Origin of the sequence: Flavobacterium sp. JP2137 (genome assembly GCF_050562195.1) — a bacterium.
In the GTDB taxonomy this organism is placed as follows: Bacteria; Bacteroidota; Bacteroidia; order Flavobacteriales; family Flavobacteriaceae; genus Flavobacterium.
On record NZ_CP191647.1, the window covers coordinates 1,530,802 to 1,552,095 of the forward strand.

Here is a 21,294-nt window from a genome sequence, read left to right on the forward strand (position 1 = left end):
AGGAATATAAATGAAGTTGTAAAACTTAGTTTTCGAGGTATGCCTCAATAGGAGCACAAGAGCACACCAAGTTTCTGTCGCCATAAGCATCGTCAATTCGACGTACACTTGGCCAGAATTTGTTGTCTACCACGTGTGCAATAGGGTAAGCCGCTTTTTCTCTTGAATAAGGCAGGTCCCAGTTGTCAGCCGTTAATAGCGCTAAAGTATGGGGTGCGTTTTTCAATTCGTTTACAGGATTGTCTAAGGTGGCGTTGGCAATCTCTTTGCGGATGGCAATCATCGCATCGCAGAAACGGTCTAATTCGTCCACGCTTTCGCTTTCCGTTGGTTCGATCATCAAAGTTCCTGCAACAGGAAAAGATACCGTTGGTGCGTGGAAACCGTAATCGATAAGTCGCTTGGCGATATCGGTTACTTCAATGCCGTTTTGTTTAAACGAACGACAGTCCACAATCATTTCGTGAGCCGCTCTTCCTTTTTCACCCGTATAGAGAATGTCGTAATGACCTTCTAAACGCGCTTTCATATAGTTGGCGTTTAAAATCGCTTGTTCCGTTACTTTTTTCAAACCATCGGCACCCAACATCACGATATAACCGTAAGAAATCAAACACACTAAAGCCGAACCGTAAGGCGCAGACGAAATAGAGCTGATGGCGTTTTCGCCACCGGTTTTAACCAATGGATTAGACGGTAAGAATTGTACCAAGTGAGGCGCTACACAAATAGGTCCTACTCCTGGTCCTCCACCACCGTGTGGAATAGCGAAGGTTTTATGCAAGTTTAAGTGACAAACATCCGCACCGATATTGGCCGGGTTGGTCATCGCAACTTGCGCATTCATATTGGCACCGTCCATATAAACCTGACCGCCATTTTGATGAATGATATTCGTAATCTCGGTAATGGCACTTTCGTATACCCCATGAGTAGACGGGTAGGTAACCATTAAACAAGATAAATTGTCTTTGTGTAATTCGGCCTTAGCTCTCAAGTCTTCCACATCGATATTTCCCTCTTCCGTGGTTTTGGTCACCACTACCTTCATCCCTGCCATAGCAGCAGATGCGGGGTTGGTTCCGTGTGCCGAAGCGGGAATCAAAGCGATGTTTCGCTGTAAGTCGCCATTGGCGTGGTGGTAAGCGCGAATAGCCATTAAACCGGCATATTCCCCTTGTGCACCTGAGTTGGGTTGTAAAGATGTACCTGCAAATCCCGTAATCACATTCAATTGCTCTTCCAAAGCTTTAAGCATGGTCATATAACCTTCCGCTTGTTCGGCTGGAGCAAAGGGGTGGATGTTGTTCCACTGTGGGTTGCTCAACGGCAGCATTTCTGCAGCAGCATTCAACTTCATCGTACAAGATCCCAAAGAGATCATCGATTGATTTAAAGCCAAATCCTTGCGCTCTAAACGCTTGATATAACGCATCAATTGCGTTTCAGAATGGTGGCTGTTAAATACGTCGTGCTGTAAAAACGGGGTGTTTCTAGCTAATCTTTCCGCGAAATGAACCTCCGTTTCGATTTCGGTAATTTTAAAGAAATCCTTATCGGCAACCTCTGCAAAAATCTCTACAATGGTATTGATGTCGCTTAAATTAGCCGTTTCGTTTAAAGAGATAGAAAGCGTTTGCTCGTCGATATAATTAAAGTTTACACTATAATGTTCCGCGATGGCGCGCACTTTAGATGAATTCGCTTCGATTAAAAGCGTGTCGAAGAAATCGCTGTTTTTTTGTTTAAAGCCCAATTTTCCTAGCGCTTTAGCAACGGTAACCGCTTTGGTATGAACGTCATTTGCAATGAATTCCAATCCCTTAGGACCGTGATAAACCGCATACATTCCCGCCATAACAGCTAGTAAAACCTGTGCTGTACAGATATTTGAAGTCGCTCTTTCGCGTTTGATATGCTGCTCTCTCGTTTGTAAGGCCATGCGCAAAGCACGGTTTCCATCGGCATCTTGAGAAACCCCAATGATACGTCCTGGCATGCTGCGTTTGTGTTCCTCTTTAGTGGCGAAGAAACCGGCATGAGGTCCTCCGAATCCCAGTGGAATTCCAAAGCGCTGCGTCGTTCCTACTACCACATCGGCACCCATTTCTCCCGGAGACTTTAACGTGACTAACGATAAGATGTCCGCAGCAACAGCTACCTTGATGTCTTTGGTTTTGGCGATATGGATAAAGTCGGTATAATCGAATACCTGACCGTATTTACCTGGATATTGTAAAATGGCTCCGAAATACGCTTCTGAAAAGTCAAAAGTTTCGTGATTTCCCACCACCAGCTCAATGCCGATTGGCGTAGAACGCGTCTCTAATATGGATAGCGTCTGTGGAAGTATCGCTTCGGAAACAAAAAATTTATTGGCATTGTTTTTCTTTTGATCGCGGGTTCTCACATCAAATAAAAGAGCCATAGCCTCAGCAGCTGCGGTTCCCTCATCCAACAAAGAGGCATTGGCGATTTCCATACCCGATAATTCGATAACCGTAGTTTGAAAATTTAAAAGTGCTTCTAAACGACCCTGAGCAATCTCTGCCTGATATGGCGTATAAGCGGTATACCATCCTGGGTTTTCAAAAATATTTCTCTGAATAGCAGCAGGTACAATCGCTTCGTGGTAACCCATACCGATATAAGTGCGGAAAACCTTGTTTTTATTACCCAAGGCTTGAATGTGAGCCAAATACTCATATTCTGTCATAGCGGGCTCTAACTCCAAGTCTTTTTTTAACCGAATATTGTCTGGGAAAGTTTCGTATATCAGTTGTTCTATGTTGTCAACTTGAACAGTTTTTAACATGTGTTCCAAATCCGTCGGTCTTGGACCAATGTGTCTTAAAGCAAATGCATTTTTTTTCATTCTACTATTATAAAAGATAAGTTGTGTTTAAGCATACAAAAATAACCATAAATCCGGTATTTTTACCGATTATAGAACCTATTTTTGAAAATGTGTTTAAATTACAGCTTCCTAGAGAACCCATCCTATGAATAACCCAATTCGAACGGCTTTTAATCTGTATCTCCATGCAAGTGTGCACGTGGCTGTGGCGGTTTTTGCCTTGGTTCAAATGACCTTTTACTTTTGTCGGTTACCCTTTGATGCGCCGGTCTCCGCTTTGGCCTTTTCGGGTACGCTCTTTTCCTATAACTTTATCAAATACGCCGAAACGATCTACAAGGGCAAACGACCCTGGTCGTCCAACATCAAAGCGATTGCCGGGCTGAGCATGCTGGCTTTGAGCGTAGCGGCAATCAGCTTTTTTATGCTCGCGCCACCCGCACAACTCGTCACCTTGGGATTGTTGCTGCTGTGCTTGCTATATGCGATTCCAATAAACCCTAAAATTCCCAATCTGCGAAATTGGGCGGGGATTAAAATCTATATAGTCTCCTTTTGCTGGGCGGGTGTCACCCTGATTATTCCCGCGGTCAACGCCGGACTCGACTTGACTCCCGATATCGGTATCAAATTTCTACAGCGCTTCTTTCTCGTGCTGATCCTCATCCTGATTTTTGAAATTGTCGATCTGCAGTTCGACGACAAAAAACTAAAAACCGTACCTCAAACCTTGGGTCTACTCCAAACCAAGCGGCTGATCCTGTTACTGCTGATTCCCTTTTTCTTTTTGGAGTTTTTCAAAGCGGGCTTTCAGCCCATACAGGCGTGGAACAATACCCTCATCGCAGCCCTAGTACTGTTTTTTACCTGGAAGGCCTCACCCAAGCAAACCAAATACTTCACTTTGTTTTGGGTCGAAAGCGTGCCCATAGTGTGGTGGTTGCTCGTTGTCGGCGAGAAATTTTTTAGTTAAGTCTAAAAAAAGGTATATTTGTCTTTTAAAAAATATAATATAAAATGATACAACTGGTTAATGAAATCCAAGCTCAGGCAAATGTAGTTTACGTTTTGGGAGCGGAGCAAAAGGCGACTGATTTACCTAAAATGGAAGGACTTTCTACATTTGTAGAGGAATTTATAGCGTCAAAAAAAGAGAGTGATTTTGCTAAAATGGGCAGTCGGTATTTCTTTTTTGTCAAGGAAAATGCCGATTTAGAAAAGATGAGACTGGCGGGATACGCCATTCGTACCCAACTCGATGCAAAGGCAGACAACCTTACTTTGGTCGGAAATCACGCCGCCGCTTTAGCCGTAGCAGAGGGAATCGCCTTGTCGAATTACCAATTCTTAAAATACTTTAAAGAGGCCGAAGAAAAAGCCTTTGCCCTAAAGACGCTTTTGGTTAAGGGGGCATTCGATCCCAAGGTGATCAGCGACTTAAACAATACCATTAAGGCGGTGTACTGGGCGAGAACCATGGTCAACGAACCCGTGAGCTTTCTGACAGCCGAACAACTGGCGAAGGAAATTCAAGCGTTGGGCAAAGAGGCTGGTTTTGAGGTAAAGGTATTGGATAAGGCGCAGATTGAAACCCTAAAAATGGGCGGATTAATCGCGGTTAACAAAGGGTCTATCGATCCGCCAACCTTTACGATTATGGAGTACAAACCCGAAAATCCAATCAATTCCAAACCCGTTGTACTCGTGGGTAAAGGAGTGGTTTATGATACCGGTGGTTTGAGTTTAAAACCCACGCCGAGTTCTATGGACTTGATGAAAAGCGATATGGGCGGTGCAGCCTGTATGGCCGGTACCATCTATGCCGCTGCTTTGAATAAGAGCGACGTTCACTTGATCGGATTGATTCCCGCCACAGACAACAGACCAGGACAAAATGCCTATACGCCAGGCGATGTGGTAACCATGTATGACGGCACTACAGTAGAGGTGTTAAATACCGATGCCGAAGGACGTATGATTTTAGGAGATGCGATTGCTTATGCCAATCAATACGAACCCGAATTGATCATCGATGCCGCTACATTAACGGGAGCTGCCTTAATGGTGGCCGGAGACCGTGCTTCGTGTTTGATGGGAAATGCGAGCGATGATGTTTTGGCCGCCTTGGTCAAATCGGGCTTTGCCGTTCACGAACGCTTGGCTTTGTTACCGTTTTGGGACGACTATAAAGAACAGGTGAAATCGTCAATAGCCGATTTAAAAAACATCGGTGGGCGTAATGCGGGAACCATTACAGCCGGCAAGTTTTTAGAGCATTTTGCCAAATATCCGTATGTGCATATCGATATAGCCGGACCTGCTTTTACAGAGGCCCCGCAGAACTACAAAGGACACGGTGGAACGGGAACGGGTATCCGTACTTTAGTTCACTTTTTAAGCGCGTACAAACCCGCCTAAAAACACCACGGCACTTTTAAAAATAAGGCTGTCTCCAATTCGAGGCAGCCTTTTTTGTTGGATACCCGGGGACAGCAAAACACGGCGCGGATGCTACAGCGGTTAGTATTCGATTTTTTGCTAATTAATTTCAGCCCGCGGTAGTCCCGATTACTTTTTTAATTAAATTTGAGAAAAGCGATTGGGTTTTATGGAATTATACTATACTTTTTCAGTGTTTATCGTATTGGCATCTTGGTTTGCCTATTTGAATTTGCGTTTTTTAAAGCTGCCGACCACCATCGGAATTATGGTGATTGCCGTTTTGGTATCCATCGGTATACGGCTGCTCGGCGATCAACTCTTTCCGGAAGCTACTCGCGACTTCTTTCAGCTCATCAGCCAGTTCAATTTTGACGAAGTATTGATGGGGGCCATGTTGAATTTCCTGTTGTTTGCCGGTGCTTTGCACATCAATATCGCCGATCTGCGCGAACATCGAGTCGCCATCATGTTGTATGCTACGGTAAGCGTGGTGCTCTCCGCCTTTTTTATCGCAGCCCTACTGTTTTATATCTGCCCGCTTTTTGGCGTTTCCCTGCCCTTTATCTATTGCCTGCTGTTTGGAACGCTGATCTCACCAACCGACCCCATAGTGGTTTTAAGCGTGTTAAAACAAGTAAAAGTACCCAAGTCCATCGAGACCAAAATCACCGGAGAATCCCTGTTTAACGACGGGGTTGCCGTAGTGATGTTTGCCGTGGTATTGCGCCTGGCACTCAGCGATGAGGTCGACGTGACCTTTTTGTCCGTGTCGCGCTTTTTTGCACAAGAGGTCTTTGGCGGTGTGCTCGTCGGACTGCTGTTGGGGTATTCCGCCTCTCATGTCATGAAGAAAATTGACGACTATAAGGTAACGGTACTGATTACTCTAGCATTGGTCATGGGCGGGTTCTTGTTGACCAAGGTGCTGCACGTATCGAGTCCGCTTGCTATGGTCATCGCGGGATTGGTCATTGGAAACTACGGCAAAAAAGTGGCGATGAACGACGAAACTCAAGATTATTTGACCAAGTTCTGGGAACTGATCGACGAGATTTTAAACGCCATCCTATTTATGTTTATCGGATTTGAGTTGCTGCTCTTACCCGATATTGAAAAGCACATTTGGATTGCCTTGGTCACCATCGGCGTCGTGCTCTTTTCCAGATTGCTCTCCATACTGATTCCGTATCGCGTTTTTTCGCGCAATAAGATTTATACCAAAGGCTCGTTAATCGTAATGGTGTGGGGAGGCATACGCGGAGGGGTGTCCATAGCGCTGGTGTTGTCGTTGCCCTATAATGAATACAAGGAGATGTTACTGGAAATCACTTATATCGTAGTATTGTTTTCCATTGTGGTTCAGGGACTCTCTATCGGTAGGGTAGCCAAGGCAGTACTCGTAGACGAGCGGGCCGAAGAAAGGGAAGAGGATATGAAGCAATTGTAGGAGGCGTAAACAGCCAAGGGGCGTTTGGGAGGTGACGTCCAAGGGCTACGCCATTTAAACGGCGGTATAACACAGAAAAATCCATATCTATCGCATTTGAACCGCTATTTAAAAAATAGAGTCCGCATTAATATAGATATGGATAAAACAACTGGAATGCGAACCGAGCTATGGGCGTCGCGGTTACTTTCCGAAGACTAGTCAACGGATTCCATTTGGATTTGACCCAAATATTCAATACCGTCTTTTACAAAAGGCTCTTTAACGATGTTGATGCGTTTAATCTGTTCGGGGGTCAATTGGTCGAGTTCCGCTTTGGATACCATTTGGTCGTTTAAGATGTAGGCAATTCGGTCTTTAGTCTTTCTGGGTTCGGTGGTCTTTTTTTCCAATTTAGGCTTTTCTTGAGCAAAGGCCAAAATGGGCAATGCCATAAGAGCCGTCAAAATTAATTTTTTCATACGGAGGGTGTTAATGTGTTCATATTGCTTTGTTTATATCCAAAACAATGCCACTTTTGGCCGGTTTTGAGAATTGTCATAAAAATTTTTATAGCGCCTATTTGTTGTTGAATCTCAGACATTAAGGCAGAGAGGAAGTAGATTCTTTACTTTTTGATTTGAAAAAGTGGGGTATTTTCCCTAATTTGCTGCTTTGAAATTTTACTTCCTAAAAAGATAACCTATGTTTAGCTATGTAACAAGGACTAAAAGCGTTAGGTGGCTAGCTCTTAGTGTGATTGTATTGTCTTCGGGCGCTGTTTGTGCACAACAAAACGACCCCATCGTCGATGCCATTGTAAAAGAGGGTACGCAGCACTCCCAATTAGAGCAATATGCCTTTGAATTGATGGATGTAATCGGGCCGCGTTTGGTCGGAACACCGCAGATGAAGCAGGCACATGATTGGGTCGTGCAACAATACCTCAATATGGGGATAAAGGCACACAACGAGGAGTATGGCGAATGGCGTGCATGGCAACGCGGCACCACGCAAGTGGAGATGACGGTACCGCGACTAAAATCTTTAGAAGCCACGCAATTGGCTTGGAGTCCGGCTACCAAAGAAAAAGGTGTAGAAGCCGAAGTGGTGGTTTTGCCGGTAGTAGCCAATGCAGCCGAATTTCAAAAGTGGCTTCCCCATGCCAAGGGGAAAATTGTTTTGATTTCCATGCACCAGCCCACCGGGCGTTCGGAAGAGCAATGGAAGGAATACGCCACAGTGGCATCGCTGCAAAAAATGCAGGAGCTCAAAAAAAACCAAACCCAAGAGTGGAACCAACGCATTCAAAATACCGGTTATGACATCAAAACCCTACCCAAAGCCTTAGAAGATGCCGGCGCAGTCGGTATCGTATCTTCTTTTTGGACGGGAATCATGGGGGCAAACCGGATTTTCGAAGCCTTTACTACCGCTGTACCCACTTTGGATATGGCTATGGAAGACTACGGTACGCTTTATAGATTGGCAGAAAAGGGGTATAAACCCCAGATCAAGATAAAGGCGCTGTCGAAAAACCTGGGCAAAACCAAAACTTACAACACCATAGCAACGATTAAAGGCACGGAAAAGCCCGATGAATACGTGGTGCTTTCCGCACATTTGGACAGTTGGGATGGAGGTACAGGAGCTACCGACAACGGAACCGGAATTATAGTGATGATGGAAGCAGCTCGAATTTTAAAAGCCGTACTGCCCGATAATAAGAGAACGATTTTAATCGGCAACTGGGGAAGTGAAGAGCAAGGGCTCAACGGTTCTAGAGCCTTTGTAGAAGACCATCCCGAATTGCACGACAAGATTCAAGTGGTCTTCAATCAAGATAACGGTACCGGACGTATCGTCAATTTAAGCGGGCAGGGTTTCCTACACGCTTATGACTATTTGGGCAATTGGTTACAAGCAGTACCAGAAGATTATAAAAGAGATTTAAAAACTACCTTCCCCGGGTCGCCCTCGTCAGGAGGTTCCGATCACGTTTCTTTCGTCAGCGCGGATATTCCCGCTTTTATGTTAGGCGCTTTGAGTTGGGGGTATGGAAATTATACCTGGCATACCAATAGGGATACCTATGATAAAATCGTATTTGATGAGGTGCGCAACAACGCCATCTTAATTGCTATATTGGCATACAAGGCCAGTCAGGAAGATGCGCTGGTGTCGCGTCAGAAAATAAACTTGCCCAAGAGCAGCGATGGCAAGACTATAGAATGGCCTGCTCAAAAAAGTCCGAAAAGAACTGGAGGACTGATCAATTAGTTGTAGTATACTAGTTTCAAATTAGAAAAGGTCGACTCGCGAGAGTCGGCCTTTTTGCCTTAAAAATAACAGCAGTGTAGTGATTTATTAGACTATTGTTCAGGGTTATACGGGCGAATTGTGCCTTGCCGTTTGCGGGTACTGCTAAAAATTGCGTAACTTTGATTCCTAGTTTAATCTTAAAAACCATTGATTTTGAATGATACCAGTACGCGCGGACAAGTTCATATCCGTTGTTCGCAATGCGGAGTATTTACGATCAACAGTGAGCATTGCGAAAGTTGTGGAGCCTTGCTTTCCGTGGTAAAGCAGCGGAAACTCGTTCGGGAAAAACGCGACCTTGAGCTACAAAAACGCGAACGCGAAAAAGGACCTTCAGCCATCGAATTACAGATTAAGAAAATGCAGCAACATCGATTTTGGGTCGTCCGTGCCTTTTCTGAAGTAATCTATATGAGTTGGGTGGTGGCTATGGCTGTGGGTGGTTTTATCGCCTGGATATTAGCGGCCATCATCGCATGAGAATCGTATACAACCCTTATTTTTTAGGTCTGCTGTTGGTCGGAACTTCTATTTATATACTGCAAAGATGTGGGGTGATATTGCCGGATTTTGTGCAGTATTACATCAATGACTTGCTGGTTATGCCCCTGGTTTTATGGGTGGTTTTGGCCTTTTTAAAGATGATACATGGTGCGCAAGCCCGTATTTCTTGGGCTATGGCTGTGCCATTAGTTGTCTTTTACAGCCTTTTCTTTGAGTGTTACCTGCCGACTTTTCATCCGAGGTATACCGCAGACGGCTACGACGTTTTGTGCTATGCGGTAGGAGCCTTGGTATTTATGTGGTTTCAACACCGCATTAAACCCTAAAGGGGTGAAATAAATAAGCCCGACCAACGCTGCGTTGGTCGGGCTTATTGGCAATAAAATAGGGGTTTAAACCAATCCTGCTCGCTTTAATAACGCTTCGGGATTGGGTTCCTGTCCTCTAAATTTTTTATACAAGGCCATCGGATGCTCCGTTCCTCCTTTGGATAAGATGTGTTCTTTAAAACGATCGGCTATTTCTCGATTGAAAATGCCGTTTTCCACAAAGTATGCAAAGGCATCTGCATCCAAAACCTCTGCCCATTTGTAGCTGTAATAACCCGACGAATAACCCCCCTGAAAAATGTGCGAAAACGATGTGCTCATCGCATTTTCGGCTACATCTGGATAGAGTTGAGTCGCTGCGAATTGCTGGGATTCAAAGGCCTTTAGGTCGGTAATGCCCGTTGGGTCCTGACCGTGCCAGGCCATGTCGAGCAATCCAAAACTCAATTGGCGCAACGTGGCCATACCCTCTTGAAAATTAGCGCTTTCCTTGATTTTTTCGATTAAGTCCATCGGAAGTACTTCGGCGGTTAGATAGTGCTTGGCAAAAAGTTCTAGCGCTTCTTTCTCATAGCACCAGTTTTCCATTATCTGACTCGGTAGCTCTACAAAATCCCAATACACATTGGTGCCCGACAAACTCGGATAAACCGTTTGTGCCAGCATACCGTGCAGGGCATGGCCGAATTCGTGAAACAAGGTCGTTACCTCGTTAAACGTCAATAGTGAAGGTTTGGTCGCTGTGGGTTTGGTGAAATTACATACTATTGAAATATGAGGGCGTTGGTCTATATTATTTTGTACAAACTGCGATTTAAAAGAGGTCATCCAAGCTCCGTTTCGCTTGCTTTTTCTCGGGAAAAAATCCGTATATAAAATCGCTACCAGGCGGTTGTCACCGTCGGTAACTTCAAAAGTTTGAACGTCGTCGTGGTATTTCTCGATGGTGTGCACCTCATTAAACTGCAATTGATACAAGCGTTTTGCTACTTCAAAGGCGCCATTTAATACGTTTTCGAGCTTGAAATACGGTTTTAGAATTTCGTCATCCAAATTAAAGCGCTGTTGTTTTAGCTTTTCGGAATAATAGGCCGCATCCCATTTTTCCAACTGTTGCAGTTGGTCTAGGTCTCGTGCAAAATCGGTCAGCTCGGCAAATTCTCTTTGGGCAGCCGTGGTCGCTTTGTCGAGCAGTTCGTTTAAAAACTGCAAAACGCGTTGCGGCTGCTGCGCCATGCGCTCTTCCAATACGAAGTGCGCGTGGGTGTCGTAACCCAATATAAGTGCGCGTTCGTGGCGCAGCTTTGCGATTTGTAAAACGTTGTCTACGTTGTTGAATTCGTTGTTCTGAAAAGCCTTTTTACCCGCGGCAATCGCCATTTCTCTTCGCAACGATCGGTTTTCGGCATAGGTAACGAAAGGGAGATAACTCGGAAAATCCAAGGTAAATATCCAACCTTCCAATTGCTGTGATTCGGCCAAGGAACGAGCGGCTTCGATCGCTCCCTCGGGCAAGCCCGCCAAGTCTGCGGCCTCGGTTAAATGCAGTTGGTAGTTGTTGGTTTCGGCCAAGACGTTTTCGCCAAATTTCAACGATAATAACGACAGGGAACTGTCAATCTCGCGCAGGCGATTTTTCTGCTCTTCATTTAACAGAGCACCGTTGCGCACAAAGCTCAGATAGTTTTTTGTCAAGAGCATTTCCTGCTCCGGAGTAAAACTTCGTGTATCGCGTTGGTCATAAACGGCTTTCACCCGTTTAAACAGCGCCTCGTTTAGGGTGATGTCGTTGCCTAAGGCCGCGAGCTTAGGCGCGATGTCTTGGGCTATTTCCTGTAATTCGTCGCTGGTTTCGGCCGAGTTTAGATTGAAAAATATACTTGATATACGGTCCAAAGACATACCGGAAAATGCCAGGGCCTCTAAGGTGTTTTCGAAAGTAGGCGCCGCTGCATTGTTGGCAATCGCATCGATTTCCATTCGGGTATCGGCAATGGCACGTTCAAAAGCAGGGGTGTAATCGGCGTTTTTTATTTGTGTAAACGGCGCGGTATCGTGAACCGTTTGGAATTTTGAATTTAATAAAGTCATGGTAGACGGATTTTTAAAAACATAAAATTACGACATTTTTAATCGACCTAAAAATCATTAAAAAACAATTAACGTCAAACGGGCCTATACAAAACATTTTTGAGACTGAAATCGCTGTAGCCTTTTTGAGACGACGAGCTTTTTGGAGAAGAAGTACGGGGAAATGTGCTGTTTTATACCGTTGCGGATGAGTCGTTTTTGGACGGATACCAAGGGATGGCGTTGTTTTAACTAAAATAAAAATGTTAAACTTTTTGTGTTTTATTTGGAATTATTTATTTTTATGTAGTTCATAATCAAAGGTGTAGGGTGTTTTGAGTCGTTATGTTGATTTGCTTACTGATTTTGCCTTTAAAAAACTATTCGGCACAGAACCGAATAAGGAGGTGCTGATGTTGTTTTTAGATGCCGTTTTTGGAGGTAAAAGAGAATTGCAGGACTTTGTGTTCGATAAAACGGAATATGTTGGGGACAACAAAGAAACGGGAAGCGTCATTTTTGACTTGACTTGTATGAGTGTCGATGGTACTAAGTTTATTATTGAAGTACAACGGAGCAATCAATACAATTTAAAGAAGCGTATGCTGTATTACAGCAGCAGATTAATAACTGATCAAGCGCCAAAAGAAGAACGCAAGCAATGGAACTACAACATTCCCAAAATTTGCGTGATAGCACTTCTGGATAGGTTTGTTATATCCGATTCCAAATCGGGTTATTTCCATGAAGTTTGCTTGTGTAAAAGAAGTAATGGCGATGTTTTTTATGACGGTTTGGACTTTATCTATATAGAATTGGATTATTTTAATAAAGAACCCGCCTCGTTAGCAAGCAATTTGGATTGTTGGTTGTATATATTTAAGAATATATCCAAATTAGCAAACGTGCCTCATTTTTTGCGAGGTAGCGTATTTGAAAAGATTTTTGATTTAGCAGAATTTACAAAATTAACTAAAAGAGAACAGCAAATGTATAATTCAGAAGTAAAACGCCGTAGAGACAATGAAAACACGACTTTTTTTGCTATAAATGAGGCGAAGAAAGTGGCGATTGAAGAAGGACGAGAAGAGGGCAGAGTGTTAGGGCGAGAAGAAGGTAGAGAAGAAGGTAGAGTAATAGGAAGAGACGAAGGGCGAGAAGTAGGAAGAGACGAAGGACGAGAAGAGCGAACGTTAGAATTTACTCAAAACTTGATACGAGCTACGGATTGCGAGGATAGTAAAATTGCGGAGTTGTGCCATGTTACTTTAGATTACGTCAAAGAAGTGCGCAGCAATTTAGCGCGAGAATAAATAAGCATCTTGGATTGATAAGCGCTATTGCTCTGGTTTAAGTTTAAGTAGGCTTGAGAGCTTTTCTGTGCTTAACAAAGCGGTTTAATCGATGAAAAGAGGAGAAAATCGGGCTAAAGCATTCAATCTTCATTTTTTGCGAGGTAGCGTATTTGAAAAGATTTTTGATTTAGCAGAATTTACAAAATTAACTAAAAGAGAACAGCAAATGTATAATTCAGAAGTAAAACGCCGTAGAGACAATGAAAACACGACTTTTTTTGCTGTAAATGAGGCGAAGAAAGTGGCGATTGAAGAAGGACGAGAAGTAGGAAGAGAAGAAGGAAGAGACGAAGGACGAGAAGAGCGAACGTTAGAATTTACTCAAAACTTGATACGAGCTACGGATTGCGAGGATAGCAAAATTGCGGAGTTGTGCCATGTTACTTTAGATTACGTCAAAGAAGTGCGCAGCAATTTAGCGCGAGAATAAATAATAAATAAGCATCTTGGATTGATAAGCGCTATTGCTCTGGTTTAAGTTCAAGTAGGGTTGAGAACTTTTCTGTGCTTAACAAAGCGGTTTAATCGATGACGCGAGGAGGAATTTAGATTGAAATAACGTGGAATAAACCTCGGCTTATTCCACGTTAAAACATTTAAGCATTCAATTTAGCCGCTGCGGTTAATACCGCTTCGCGTAAACCGTTTTTGTATGCAATCATTTTATTGCGTATGGATTCGTCTTGACTTCCTAAAATCTGGATGGCAAGCAAACCGGCATTTTTAGCACCATTTAGTGCTACAGTGGCTACGGGAACTCCACCGGGCATTTGTAGAATAGACAATACGCTATCCCAGCCGTCGATTGAATTACTGGATTTTACCGGTACGCCAATCACGGGAAGCGGAGACATCGAAGCCACCATACCCGGCAAGTGTGCAGCACCTCCAGCACCGGCAATAATCACGTTAAACCCTCTCAAGTGTGCTTGTGAGGAAAAATCAACTAATTTTTCAGGTGTGCGGTGCGCAGAAACGATATCTACCACCACTTCAATTCCAAACTCTTTAATGATGTCTATGGCATCTTGCATGACGGGCATATCCGAAATACTGCCCATTACTACAGCTATTTTCATATAATTCAATTTCTTTATTTCTATTTTTTGGGCGTTGCCCCAGGGGCCGGGCTGTTCGCTTTATCTTGACTTCCGCTTGCGCTACAGCCAAGGATGCCGCTGCCATCCCTAACGCAGTTAGCCCTTTTCTGACTGTTACAGACTGATAACCGCTATGGTTTCTTTGACTTGCTGCGCGATTTTGCGCGCTTCAACCATATCGGCATTGACAATAGTAACATGTCCCATTTTACGGAAGGGGCGTGTTTCTCGCTTGCCGTAAATATGTGGAGTAACCCCATCGATTTTAAGGATTTTCTCCATGTTTTTATAGTGTACATCCCCTTGATATCCTTCCGCACCCACCAAGTTAACCATGATTCCGGCTACTTTACTATCGGTATTGCCTAATGGTAAATTTAGAATAGCACGTAAATGTTGTTCAAATTGCGAAGTGTAACTCGCTTCGATCGAATAATGCCCGGAGTTGTGCGGACGTGGAGCCACTTCATTGACCAAGATTTCATCGTCGACGGTTTGAAACATTTCGACGGCCAAAAGACCGACATGATTGAATTTTTCCGACACTTCTAAAGCAATAGCTCGCGCCTTATCGGCAACTTCTGGCGCAATTCGAGCAGGACAAATCACGTATTCCACCTGATTGGCTTCGGGGTGAAATTCCATTTCTACCACTGGATAGGTTTTGATCTCGCCGCTAGGGCTACGAGCTACTATCACCGCCAATTCATTTTTAAACGGAATCATGACTTCTGCGATGCATTCTACCTGGGGTAAGAATTCCAAATCTGCAATGCTTCGCACTACTTTAACCCCATTGCCATCGTAGCCAAACTGTGCGCATTTCCACACAAAAGGCAAGGCGATTTGCTGCTCTTCGACCTGCTTTTGCAAATCTTCCAAACGGTCAAAGCGCGTATAGGGCGCTGTGGGAATTTGATGCAGGCTATAAAAATCTTTTTGTTTGCCTTTGTGCTGTATTTGACGCAGGGTTTTAGGCGATGGATATACCAAGAGACCTTCGAGTTCCAATTGATCCAAGGCGTCCAAGTTGACGTTTTCAATCTCGATGGTCAACACCGAAACCTTTTTTCCAAACCGATAAACCGTTTCATAATCCATTAAATCACCCTGAAAAAATTGATGGGCTCCATATTGTGCAGGAGCCTCTGAACTCGGGTCTAAAATGAAGGTGGCGATATCGAATTTTCGAGCGTCGGCAAGCAACATTTTGCCCAATTGTCCACCCCCTAAAATTCCCAATCTAAAATCGGAAGAAAAATAATTCATCATAGTATGTCGTTGTGTGTTTTTGCAAAGATAATTTAAAATAACGATACCGAAAATCTCTGAGAGCGCTATCGGATTTTTTTCTGCCCAACTTGAAAATGACGGCGCATCAATTTTTCAGCCCGACGTTGAAAAGAGGGCTTGCTGCTGCTGTAGCGTTGGTCGACCATATCGCGAATCAATTCGAGTAATTCCGAGTCGCGCACGGCAAGCTCGCTCAAAATATCCAAGGCATAGCACTGGGTGGCGACTTTGGTGTCGGAAATCAGCCAGTCCAAACAGCTGTTCGCCACCTGCTCTTGCTGTTTTTTGGTCAGTTTAAAGTCCGGAGACGACACCAGTAAAAAGGCCATTTTGGATAGCGGGCGCTTGGCGCTTTCGTGTTGGATATGGGGTAAAACACTACAGAGCTTGGCGACATAAGGGTGCAATACCGCCGGTTGATCGAGAACGAGTAGTTCTGCAATCCAACACGCCTTATGGTGATGGTGTGCCTTGATGTCCAAAGCCCAAGTGAAAATCAAATCGACATAGCCCGGTTTAGAACCGACCAAATCCCGTACGGCAGTACGGCTTTTCAGTAAGGCAGAACAAGCAGCTAGTTCAGCAAGCAATAGGGACGACATAAGCGGTTGTTTAATTAAAATTCAATACAAATAAAAAACATAAATTCGTAATTCTTTGCGTGGAATTTAAATTTTTCGCTGCATATTTATTATATTTGCGAATTGAACACTTACGACTACATGGAAATACACGTTTTAGATAAAACCTTTGTGCCCTTTATATCAGCGGAGCAAATTCAACAGAGGCTTAAGGAGTTGGCACAGCAAATCACCCGCGATATGAATGGTGAGGTACCGGTGTTTATCGGAGTACTTAACGGTTCTTTTATGGTGGTATCAGACTTGATGAAACACTATACTGGAGCCTGTGAGATGAGTTTTATCAAAATGGCTTCCTATATTGGTACGCAATCTTCCAATCAAGTCAATCAATTATTGGGTTTGGATATCGATATTACCAATCGCCGCATCATCTTGGTCGAGGATATCGTAGACACCGGAAATACGCTAGTAGCGCTCAAAGACCTCTTTGAGCAACACAGACCTAAAGACGTTAAAATATTTACGCTGTGTTTAAAGCCCGAAGCCTATACCAAGTCCATTCCCTTGGACTATGTCGGTTTTGAAATCCCCAATAAATTTATAGTCGGTTACGGCATGGACTACGATAAACACGGAAGAAACATACCAGAAATATATCAAATTAAATAAAAACATACACGAGAAAAGAATATGATAACGATAGTTTTATTTGGAAAGCCCGGTGCAGGGAAAGGTACTCAAGCTGCTTTTTTGAAAGAAAAATATAATTTAATGCACATTTCTACAGGAGATGTGTTTCGTTTTAATTTAAAAAACAATACTCCATTAGGAGAAAAAGCAAAGGTTTACATCGATAACGGCGAGTTGGTTCCAGATGCCATAACTATTGATATGTTGCGTGATGAGGTGGAGAAAAACCAGGAGTGCAACGGATTTTTATTCGATGGATTTCCCAGAACTATCAAACAAGCCGAAGCCTTAGACGAGTTGTTGCGTTCCAAGAATTGGGACCTCACCGCGACCATTGCTTTAGAGGCCGATGATAATGTTTTGGTACAACGAATTTTGGAGCGCGGTAAAACCAGCGGCCGTTCAGACGACCAAGACGAGGTGAAAATCAGAAACCGTTATGCCGAATACAACGAGAAAACAGCACCTTTAATCGATTATTACAAACTGAAAAATAAGTACCACGCGGTAAGCGGTACTGGAAGTATCGAAGAGATTACCCAGCGTTTGAGCCAAGTTATCGATACGCTATAAGCGCGTTCGCGCGTTTTAGTTGCGGTTTCTTGCCGGGAGACTCTAGTAGTTTGTTGAAAATAAATTAAATTTGCAGTCAGAAATACGAGTTTAGTCCACTTAAAGCCTGCCCAATGCACGGCAAACGGAACTATAATTAAAAATAATACAGGGAAAGATGACTGAAGGGAATTTTGTCGATTACGTAAAAATATATGTTGCTTCAGGAAAAGGAGGTAAGGGATCTACGCATTTACACAGAGAGAAGTTTATTGAAAAAGGAGGCCCAGATGGAGGAGATGGAGGCCGCGGTGGACACGTTTACGTGGTGGGTAATGAAGGATTGTGGACCTTGTTTCACCTGAAGTTTGCCCGTCACATCAAAGCCAGTCATGGTGGCGATGGTGGAGGTTCTAGAAGTACCGGCTCCGACGGACAAGACAAATATATTGAAGTGCCTTTGGGTACTGTAGTAAAAGATAAGGAAACCGGAGAGGTTTTATTCGAAATCACCGACCACGGCGAAAAGAGAATTATAGCAGAAGGTGGTAAGGGCGGATTGGGCAACTGGCATTTTAGGAGCTCTACCAACCAAACACCCCGCTATTCCCAACCGGGCTTGCCTTCGCAAGAAATGGATATCATTTTGGAGTTAAAGGTATTGGCAGACGTCGGATTAGTGGGTTTTCCCAATGCGGGTAAATCGACTTTGCTGTCGGTGCTCACCTCGGCAAAACCCAAGATTGCCGATTATCCGTTTACCACGCTGAAACCCAATTTGGGCATCGTAGCCTATAGAGATTTTCAGTCGTTTGTCATCGCAGACATTCCTGGAATTATCGAAGGTGCTGCAGAAGGAAAGGGATTGGGACATTATTTCTTAAGACATATCGAAAGAAATTCCACCCTGTTGTTTTTGGTTCCAGCCGATGCGGAAGACATTAAAAAGGAATACGATATATTGCTCGACGAGTTGCGTCGTTACAATCCGGAAATGTTGGACAAAGACCGCTTATTGGTCGTGTCGAAGTCGGATATGTTGGACGAGGAGCTCAAAGGCGAATTAAAAGAACAACTCGATAAAGAATTTAAGGGAACCCCTTATATGTTTATCTCTTCCGTAGCCCAACAAGGACTCACCGAATTAAAGGATACCCTGTGGAAGATGTTAAATGCAGAGGTCAAATCATAAATCAAAAGGTCTCGCTCCAGCGAGGCCTTTTTTTATACATTAAATTTTTTAAGCGTATGACAAAACGCGTGTTTCTTTTCCAAATCCCTGCGATATGGGCTTTTAAATTAGCAGAAAAAACTTATCTTCGCAGCTATAACATACTATAATTAATTATGAAAAAAATTATTTTATTCTTAACCGTAGCTTTATTAGCGCTTCCAGTACAAATGAGAGCAAATGAAGGCATGTGGTTCTTGATGTTCATTGAGCGTCTCAACCAACGCGATATGGAAAAGATGGGGCTTCAGTTGACTGCTGAAGAGATTTACAGCATCAACAACAGTTCATTAAAAGATGCTATTGTTCAATTTGACGGAGGCTGTACGGCCGAAATTATCTCCGACCAAGGTTTGGTTTTGACCAACCACCACTGTGGGTATGATAAAATCGCGGAACTCGCTTCTCCAGAAGATGATATTTTGACCAATGGATTTTGGGCAAAGACCAAAGCAGCTGAGCGCAAGCCAAAAGCTTTATCGGTGCGTTTCTTCGTGAGAATGGACGATGTGAGCAAGCGAATTCTCTCCTTGGTAAACGACGCGATGTCTGAAGTGGAAAGAGAAAAAGTAATCAACCAAGAGATTGCCAAAATCCAAAAAGAAAATGACGAAGGTGGAAAATACACCGTTTCGGTAAAATCATTTTTTCAAGGAAATGAATATTATTATTTCGTGTACCAAGATTATAACGACGTGCGTTTGGTGGGAACCCCTCCAAACAGTATCGGTAAATTTGGTGGAGATACAGACAACTGGGAATGGCCACGCCATACCGGAGATTTTTCTCTTTTCCGCGTTTACGCCGATAAAGACGGAAATCCAGCAGAATACGCGACTACAAACGTACCTCTAAAACCCAAACACCATTTACCGGTTTCGGTCGCGGGAATCAAAGACGGGGATTTTTCAATGATTTTGGGCTATCCAGGTAGAACCAACCGTTGGATGCCGGCACAAGGTATTGAGCAAAACGTTAAGTTTGCTTATCCAGCGTGGGTGGAAGGTTCAAAATTGGGTATGGATGTCATGAAAAAATACATGGACAAGGATGCAGCCGTTCGCTTGCACTACGCGTCTAAATATGCGGGAGTAGCCAACTATTGGAAAAACCGTCAAGGGATGATTGACGCTTTAGGGGAGCACAAAACCGCCGCTACTAAAGACAAGTCGGAAGCCGTTTTTAACAAATGGGCAAATAAAAAGGAAAACAAAGCCAAATACGGTAATGTGATTGCCAATATCAATGCATATTATGCCGCTACCAATGAAAAAGCGCGTCACGATAATTATTTGATGACCATATTGCGTACATCGGCAATGGCTGCGGCTCCGTACCGTTTGTCTATGAGTTTTGAAAAATATGCCAGTTCAAAAGAAGTAGTGCGCAAAGATATGTTGCCTAAATTGCAAGAGCTGCTCGATGCAGTGTATAGCGAATACTACGAACCATTGGAAAAAGAAATGTTGGGAGCCCAATTAAAACTGTATGCTACTAAGTCTACAGGTTATGAAATTGCCCCGTATATCGCGGAATTGGGTAAGGCCAATAACAACGATTTTTCGCAAGTAGTAAACAAAGCTTTTGAAAGCAGTATTTTTGCTTCCAAGGCAAAAGCAGAAGCATTCTTGGCAAATCCAGATGCAGCTGTTTTAAAAAATGACGAGTTGGTGAAAATTTCAACCGCGCTTTTAAATAAGTATAGAGAGCAACCGGAAAATGTGGCCGCTTTAGAAAATGATTATCAAAAATCGTATCGTTTGTTGGTCGATGGAATTCGCAAGTCGAATCCCGATGGAAAATACTATCCAGATGCCAACTCAACTTTGCGCTTGACTTACGGAAAGGTCATAGACCTTCCAAGAGGGAATAAAGTAAACGATGCCGCCGAGAATTGGTACACGACCCTAAAGGGAACCGTAGCTAAAAATATTCCTGGCGACGACGAGTTTGAAGTACCTCAAAAATTAATCGATTTGTACAACGCTAAGGATTATGGAATCTATGCCGATAAAATGGGGTATATGCCAGTAAACTTCTTGACGGATCACGATATCACTGGAGGAAATTCCGGTTCACCGGTATTGAATGCCAAAGGGGAATTGATCGGATTGGCATTTGATGGAAATATCGAAGCCATGGCAGGAGATGTGATTTACGATGCCAAATTACAGCGTACAATCAACGTGGATATCCGTTACGTATTGTTTATCATCGACAAGTTTGCAGATGCCAAACACATTGTTGAAGAAATGACTCTAGTGACTAAATAAAACCAATTGCTTATCATATAAAAAAGGCTGTCTCCTAACCGAGACGGCCTTTTTGTTTTTGGTGCGCGTATGGGAAACGAGCTCCGTGGATAATAGGTGCCGTTGATTTGAGGAGTCGGTTTTTTAACGGAGCAAATATAGGGGGTGTTTTTTGAGGTATAGGAGCTGTTAATACTCTTTTTAAACGGTCAATTTGCTTGAAGTTAGTCGCGTTTTTATAGCGGTTTTGCTCGGTTCGCAAGCGGGTTTTTATCGCTATAATATTC

The 21,294-nt window shown here is 43.5% G+C and carries 18 protein-coding genes; 12 read left to right on the plus strand and 6 right to left on the minus strand.

The features are described from left to right. Positions 1–25: 25 nt before the first annotated feature. On the minus strand, positions 26–2,875 hold the full coding sequence (gene gcvP / locus ACQZ43_RS06535) for an aminomethyl-transferring glycine dehydrogenase (RefSeq protein WP_430615149.1): 2,850 nt from the start codon (positions 2,873–2,875) through the stop codon (positions 26–28). Between the two features lie 127 nt (positions 2,876–3,002). On the opposite strand from gcvP, the gene ACQZ43_RS06540 reads away from it, so the two are divergent. The 3 genes from ACQZ43_RS06540 (at position 3,003) to ACQZ43_RS06550 (ending at position 6,746) form a co-directional block, all read left to right on the plus strand. Next, complete coding sequence (locus ACQZ43_RS06540; RefSeq protein WP_430615150.1) at positions 3,003–3,830, plus strand: hypothetical protein; 828 nt, start codon at positions 3,003–3,005, stop codon at positions 3,828–3,830. Positions 3,831–3,874: 44 nt separating this feature from the next. Further along, a complete protein-coding gene (locus ACQZ43_RS06545; RefSeq protein ID WP_430615151.1) occupies positions 3,875–5,275 on the plus strand; it encodes a leucyl aminopeptidase family protein in 1,401 nt (466 codons plus the stop codon). Positions 5,276–5,465: 190 nt separating this feature from the next. Next, positions 5,466–6,746 carry a cation:proton antiporter gene (locus tag ACQZ43_RS06550; RefSeq protein ID WP_430615152.1) on the plus strand — a complete coding sequence of 427 codons (1,281 nt, stop codon included), beginning with the start codon at positions 5,466–5,468 and terminating at the stop codon, positions 6,744–6,746. A gap of 197 nt (positions 6,747–6,943) precedes the next feature. Here ACQZ43_RS06550 and ACQZ43_RS06555 read toward each other — a convergent pair whose 3' ends face one another. Continuing rightward, positions 6,944–7,207, minus strand: a complete 264-nt coding sequence (locus tag ACQZ43_RS06555; RefSeq protein WP_430615153.1) for a hypothetical protein — start codon at positions 7,205–7,207, stop codon at positions 6,944–6,946. Positions 7,208–7,430: 223 nt separating this feature from the next. Between ACQZ43_RS06555 and ACQZ43_RS06560 the strand changes: the two genes are divergently transcribed. From ACQZ43_RS06560 to ACQZ43_RS06570, 3 genes are all read left to right on the plus strand, one after another. Then, entirely contained in the window at positions 7,431–9,005 is a 1,575-nt protein-coding gene (locus ACQZ43_RS06560) for a M20/M25/M40 family metallo-hydrolase (RefSeq protein ID WP_430615154.1), read from the plus strand. A gap of 195 nt (positions 9,006–9,200) precedes the next feature. Next, positions 9,201–9,527 (plus strand): hypothetical protein, encoded by a 327-nt coding sequence (locus tag ACQZ43_RS06565; RefSeq protein ID WP_430615155.1) that lies wholly within the window; start codon positions 9,201–9,203, stop codon positions 9,525–9,527. Then, complete coding sequence (locus tag ACQZ43_RS06570) at positions 9,524–9,877, plus strand: hypothetical protein (RefSeq protein ID WP_430615156.1); 354 nt, start codon at positions 9,524–9,526, stop codon at positions 9,875–9,877. Before ACQZ43_RS06565 ends, ACQZ43_RS06570 begins: the two co-directional genes overlap by 4 nt. A gap of 66 nt (positions 9,878–9,943) precedes the next feature. On the opposite strand, the gene ACQZ43_RS06575 is transcribed toward ACQZ43_RS06570, so the two are convergent. After that, a complete protein-coding gene (locus ACQZ43_RS06575) occupies positions 9,944–11,971 on the minus strand; it encodes a M3 family metallopeptidase (RefSeq protein WP_430615157.1) in 2,028 nt (675 codons plus the stop codon). A gap of 314 nt (positions 11,972–12,285) precedes the next feature. Here ACQZ43_RS06575 and ACQZ43_RS06580 point away from each other — a divergent pair, with 314 nt between their 5' ends. Both ACQZ43_RS06580 and ACQZ43_RS06585 read left to right on the plus strand, forming a co-directional pair. Next, positions 12,286–13,263: an Rpn family recombination-promoting nuclease/putative transposase gene (locus tag ACQZ43_RS06580; protein ID WP_430615158.1), complete on the plus strand. Its 978-nt coding sequence runs from the start codon at positions 12,286–12,288 to the stop codon at positions 13,261–13,263. A 91-nt stretch (positions 13,264–13,354) separates the two neighbouring features. Then, positions 13,355–13,735, plus strand: a complete 381-nt coding sequence (locus ACQZ43_RS06585) for a hypothetical protein (protein ID WP_430615159.1) — start codon at positions 13,355–13,357, stop codon at positions 13,733–13,735. A gap of 166 nt (positions 13,736–13,901) precedes the next feature. Here ACQZ43_RS06585 and purE read toward each other — a convergent pair whose 3' ends face one another. The 3 genes from purE to ACQZ43_RS06600 all read right to left on the minus strand — a co-directional run bounded on the left by purE (position 13,902) and on the right by ACQZ43_RS06600 (position 16,300). Beyond that, positions 13,902–14,384, minus strand: a complete 483-nt coding sequence (gene purE, locus ACQZ43_RS06590; protein ID WP_430615160.1) for a 5-(carboxyamino)imidazole ribonucleotide mutase — start codon at positions 14,382–14,384, stop codon at positions 13,902–13,904. 135 nt (positions 14,385–14,519) lie between these two features. Then, positions 14,520–15,674 (minus strand): 5-(carboxyamino)imidazole ribonucleotide synthase, encoded by a 1,155-nt coding sequence (locus tag ACQZ43_RS06595; RefSeq protein WP_430615623.1) that lies wholly within the window; start codon positions 15,672–15,674, stop codon positions 14,520–14,522. 68 nt (positions 15,675–15,742) lie between these two features. After that, positions 15,743–16,300 (minus strand): hypothetical protein, encoded by a 558-nt coding sequence (locus ACQZ43_RS06600; protein ID WP_430615161.1) that lies wholly within the window; start codon positions 16,298–16,300, stop codon positions 15,743–15,745. A 120-nt stretch (positions 16,301–16,420) separates the two neighbouring features. On the opposite strand from ACQZ43_RS06600, the gene hpt reads away from it, so the two are divergent. The 4 genes from hpt to ACQZ43_RS06620 all read left to right on the plus strand — a co-directional run bounded on the left by hpt (position 16,421) and on the right by ACQZ43_RS06620 (position 21,028). Further along, positions 16,421–16,951, plus strand: a complete 531-nt coding sequence (gene hpt, locus ACQZ43_RS06605; protein ID WP_430615163.1) for a hypoxanthine phosphoribosyltransferase — start codon at positions 16,421–16,423, stop codon at positions 16,949–16,951. Positions 16,952–16,972: 21 nt separating this feature from the next. Further along, complete coding sequence (locus ACQZ43_RS06610; RefSeq protein ID WP_430615165.1) at positions 16,973–17,545, plus strand: adenylate kinase; 573 nt, start codon at positions 16,973–16,975, stop codon at positions 17,543–17,545. 157 nt (positions 17,546–17,702) lie between these two features. Beyond that, a complete protein-coding gene (gene obgE / locus ACQZ43_RS06615; RefSeq protein WP_430615166.1) occupies positions 17,703–18,716 on the plus strand; it encodes a GTPase ObgE in 1,014 nt (337 codons plus the stop codon). 155 nt (positions 18,717–18,871) lie between these two features. Continuing rightward, positions 18,872–21,028 (plus strand): S46 family peptidase, encoded by a 2,157-nt coding sequence (locus tag ACQZ43_RS06620; RefSeq protein ID WP_430615168.1) that lies wholly within the window; start codon positions 18,872–18,874, stop codon positions 21,026–21,028. Positions 21,029–21,294: the final 266 nt, after the last annotated feature.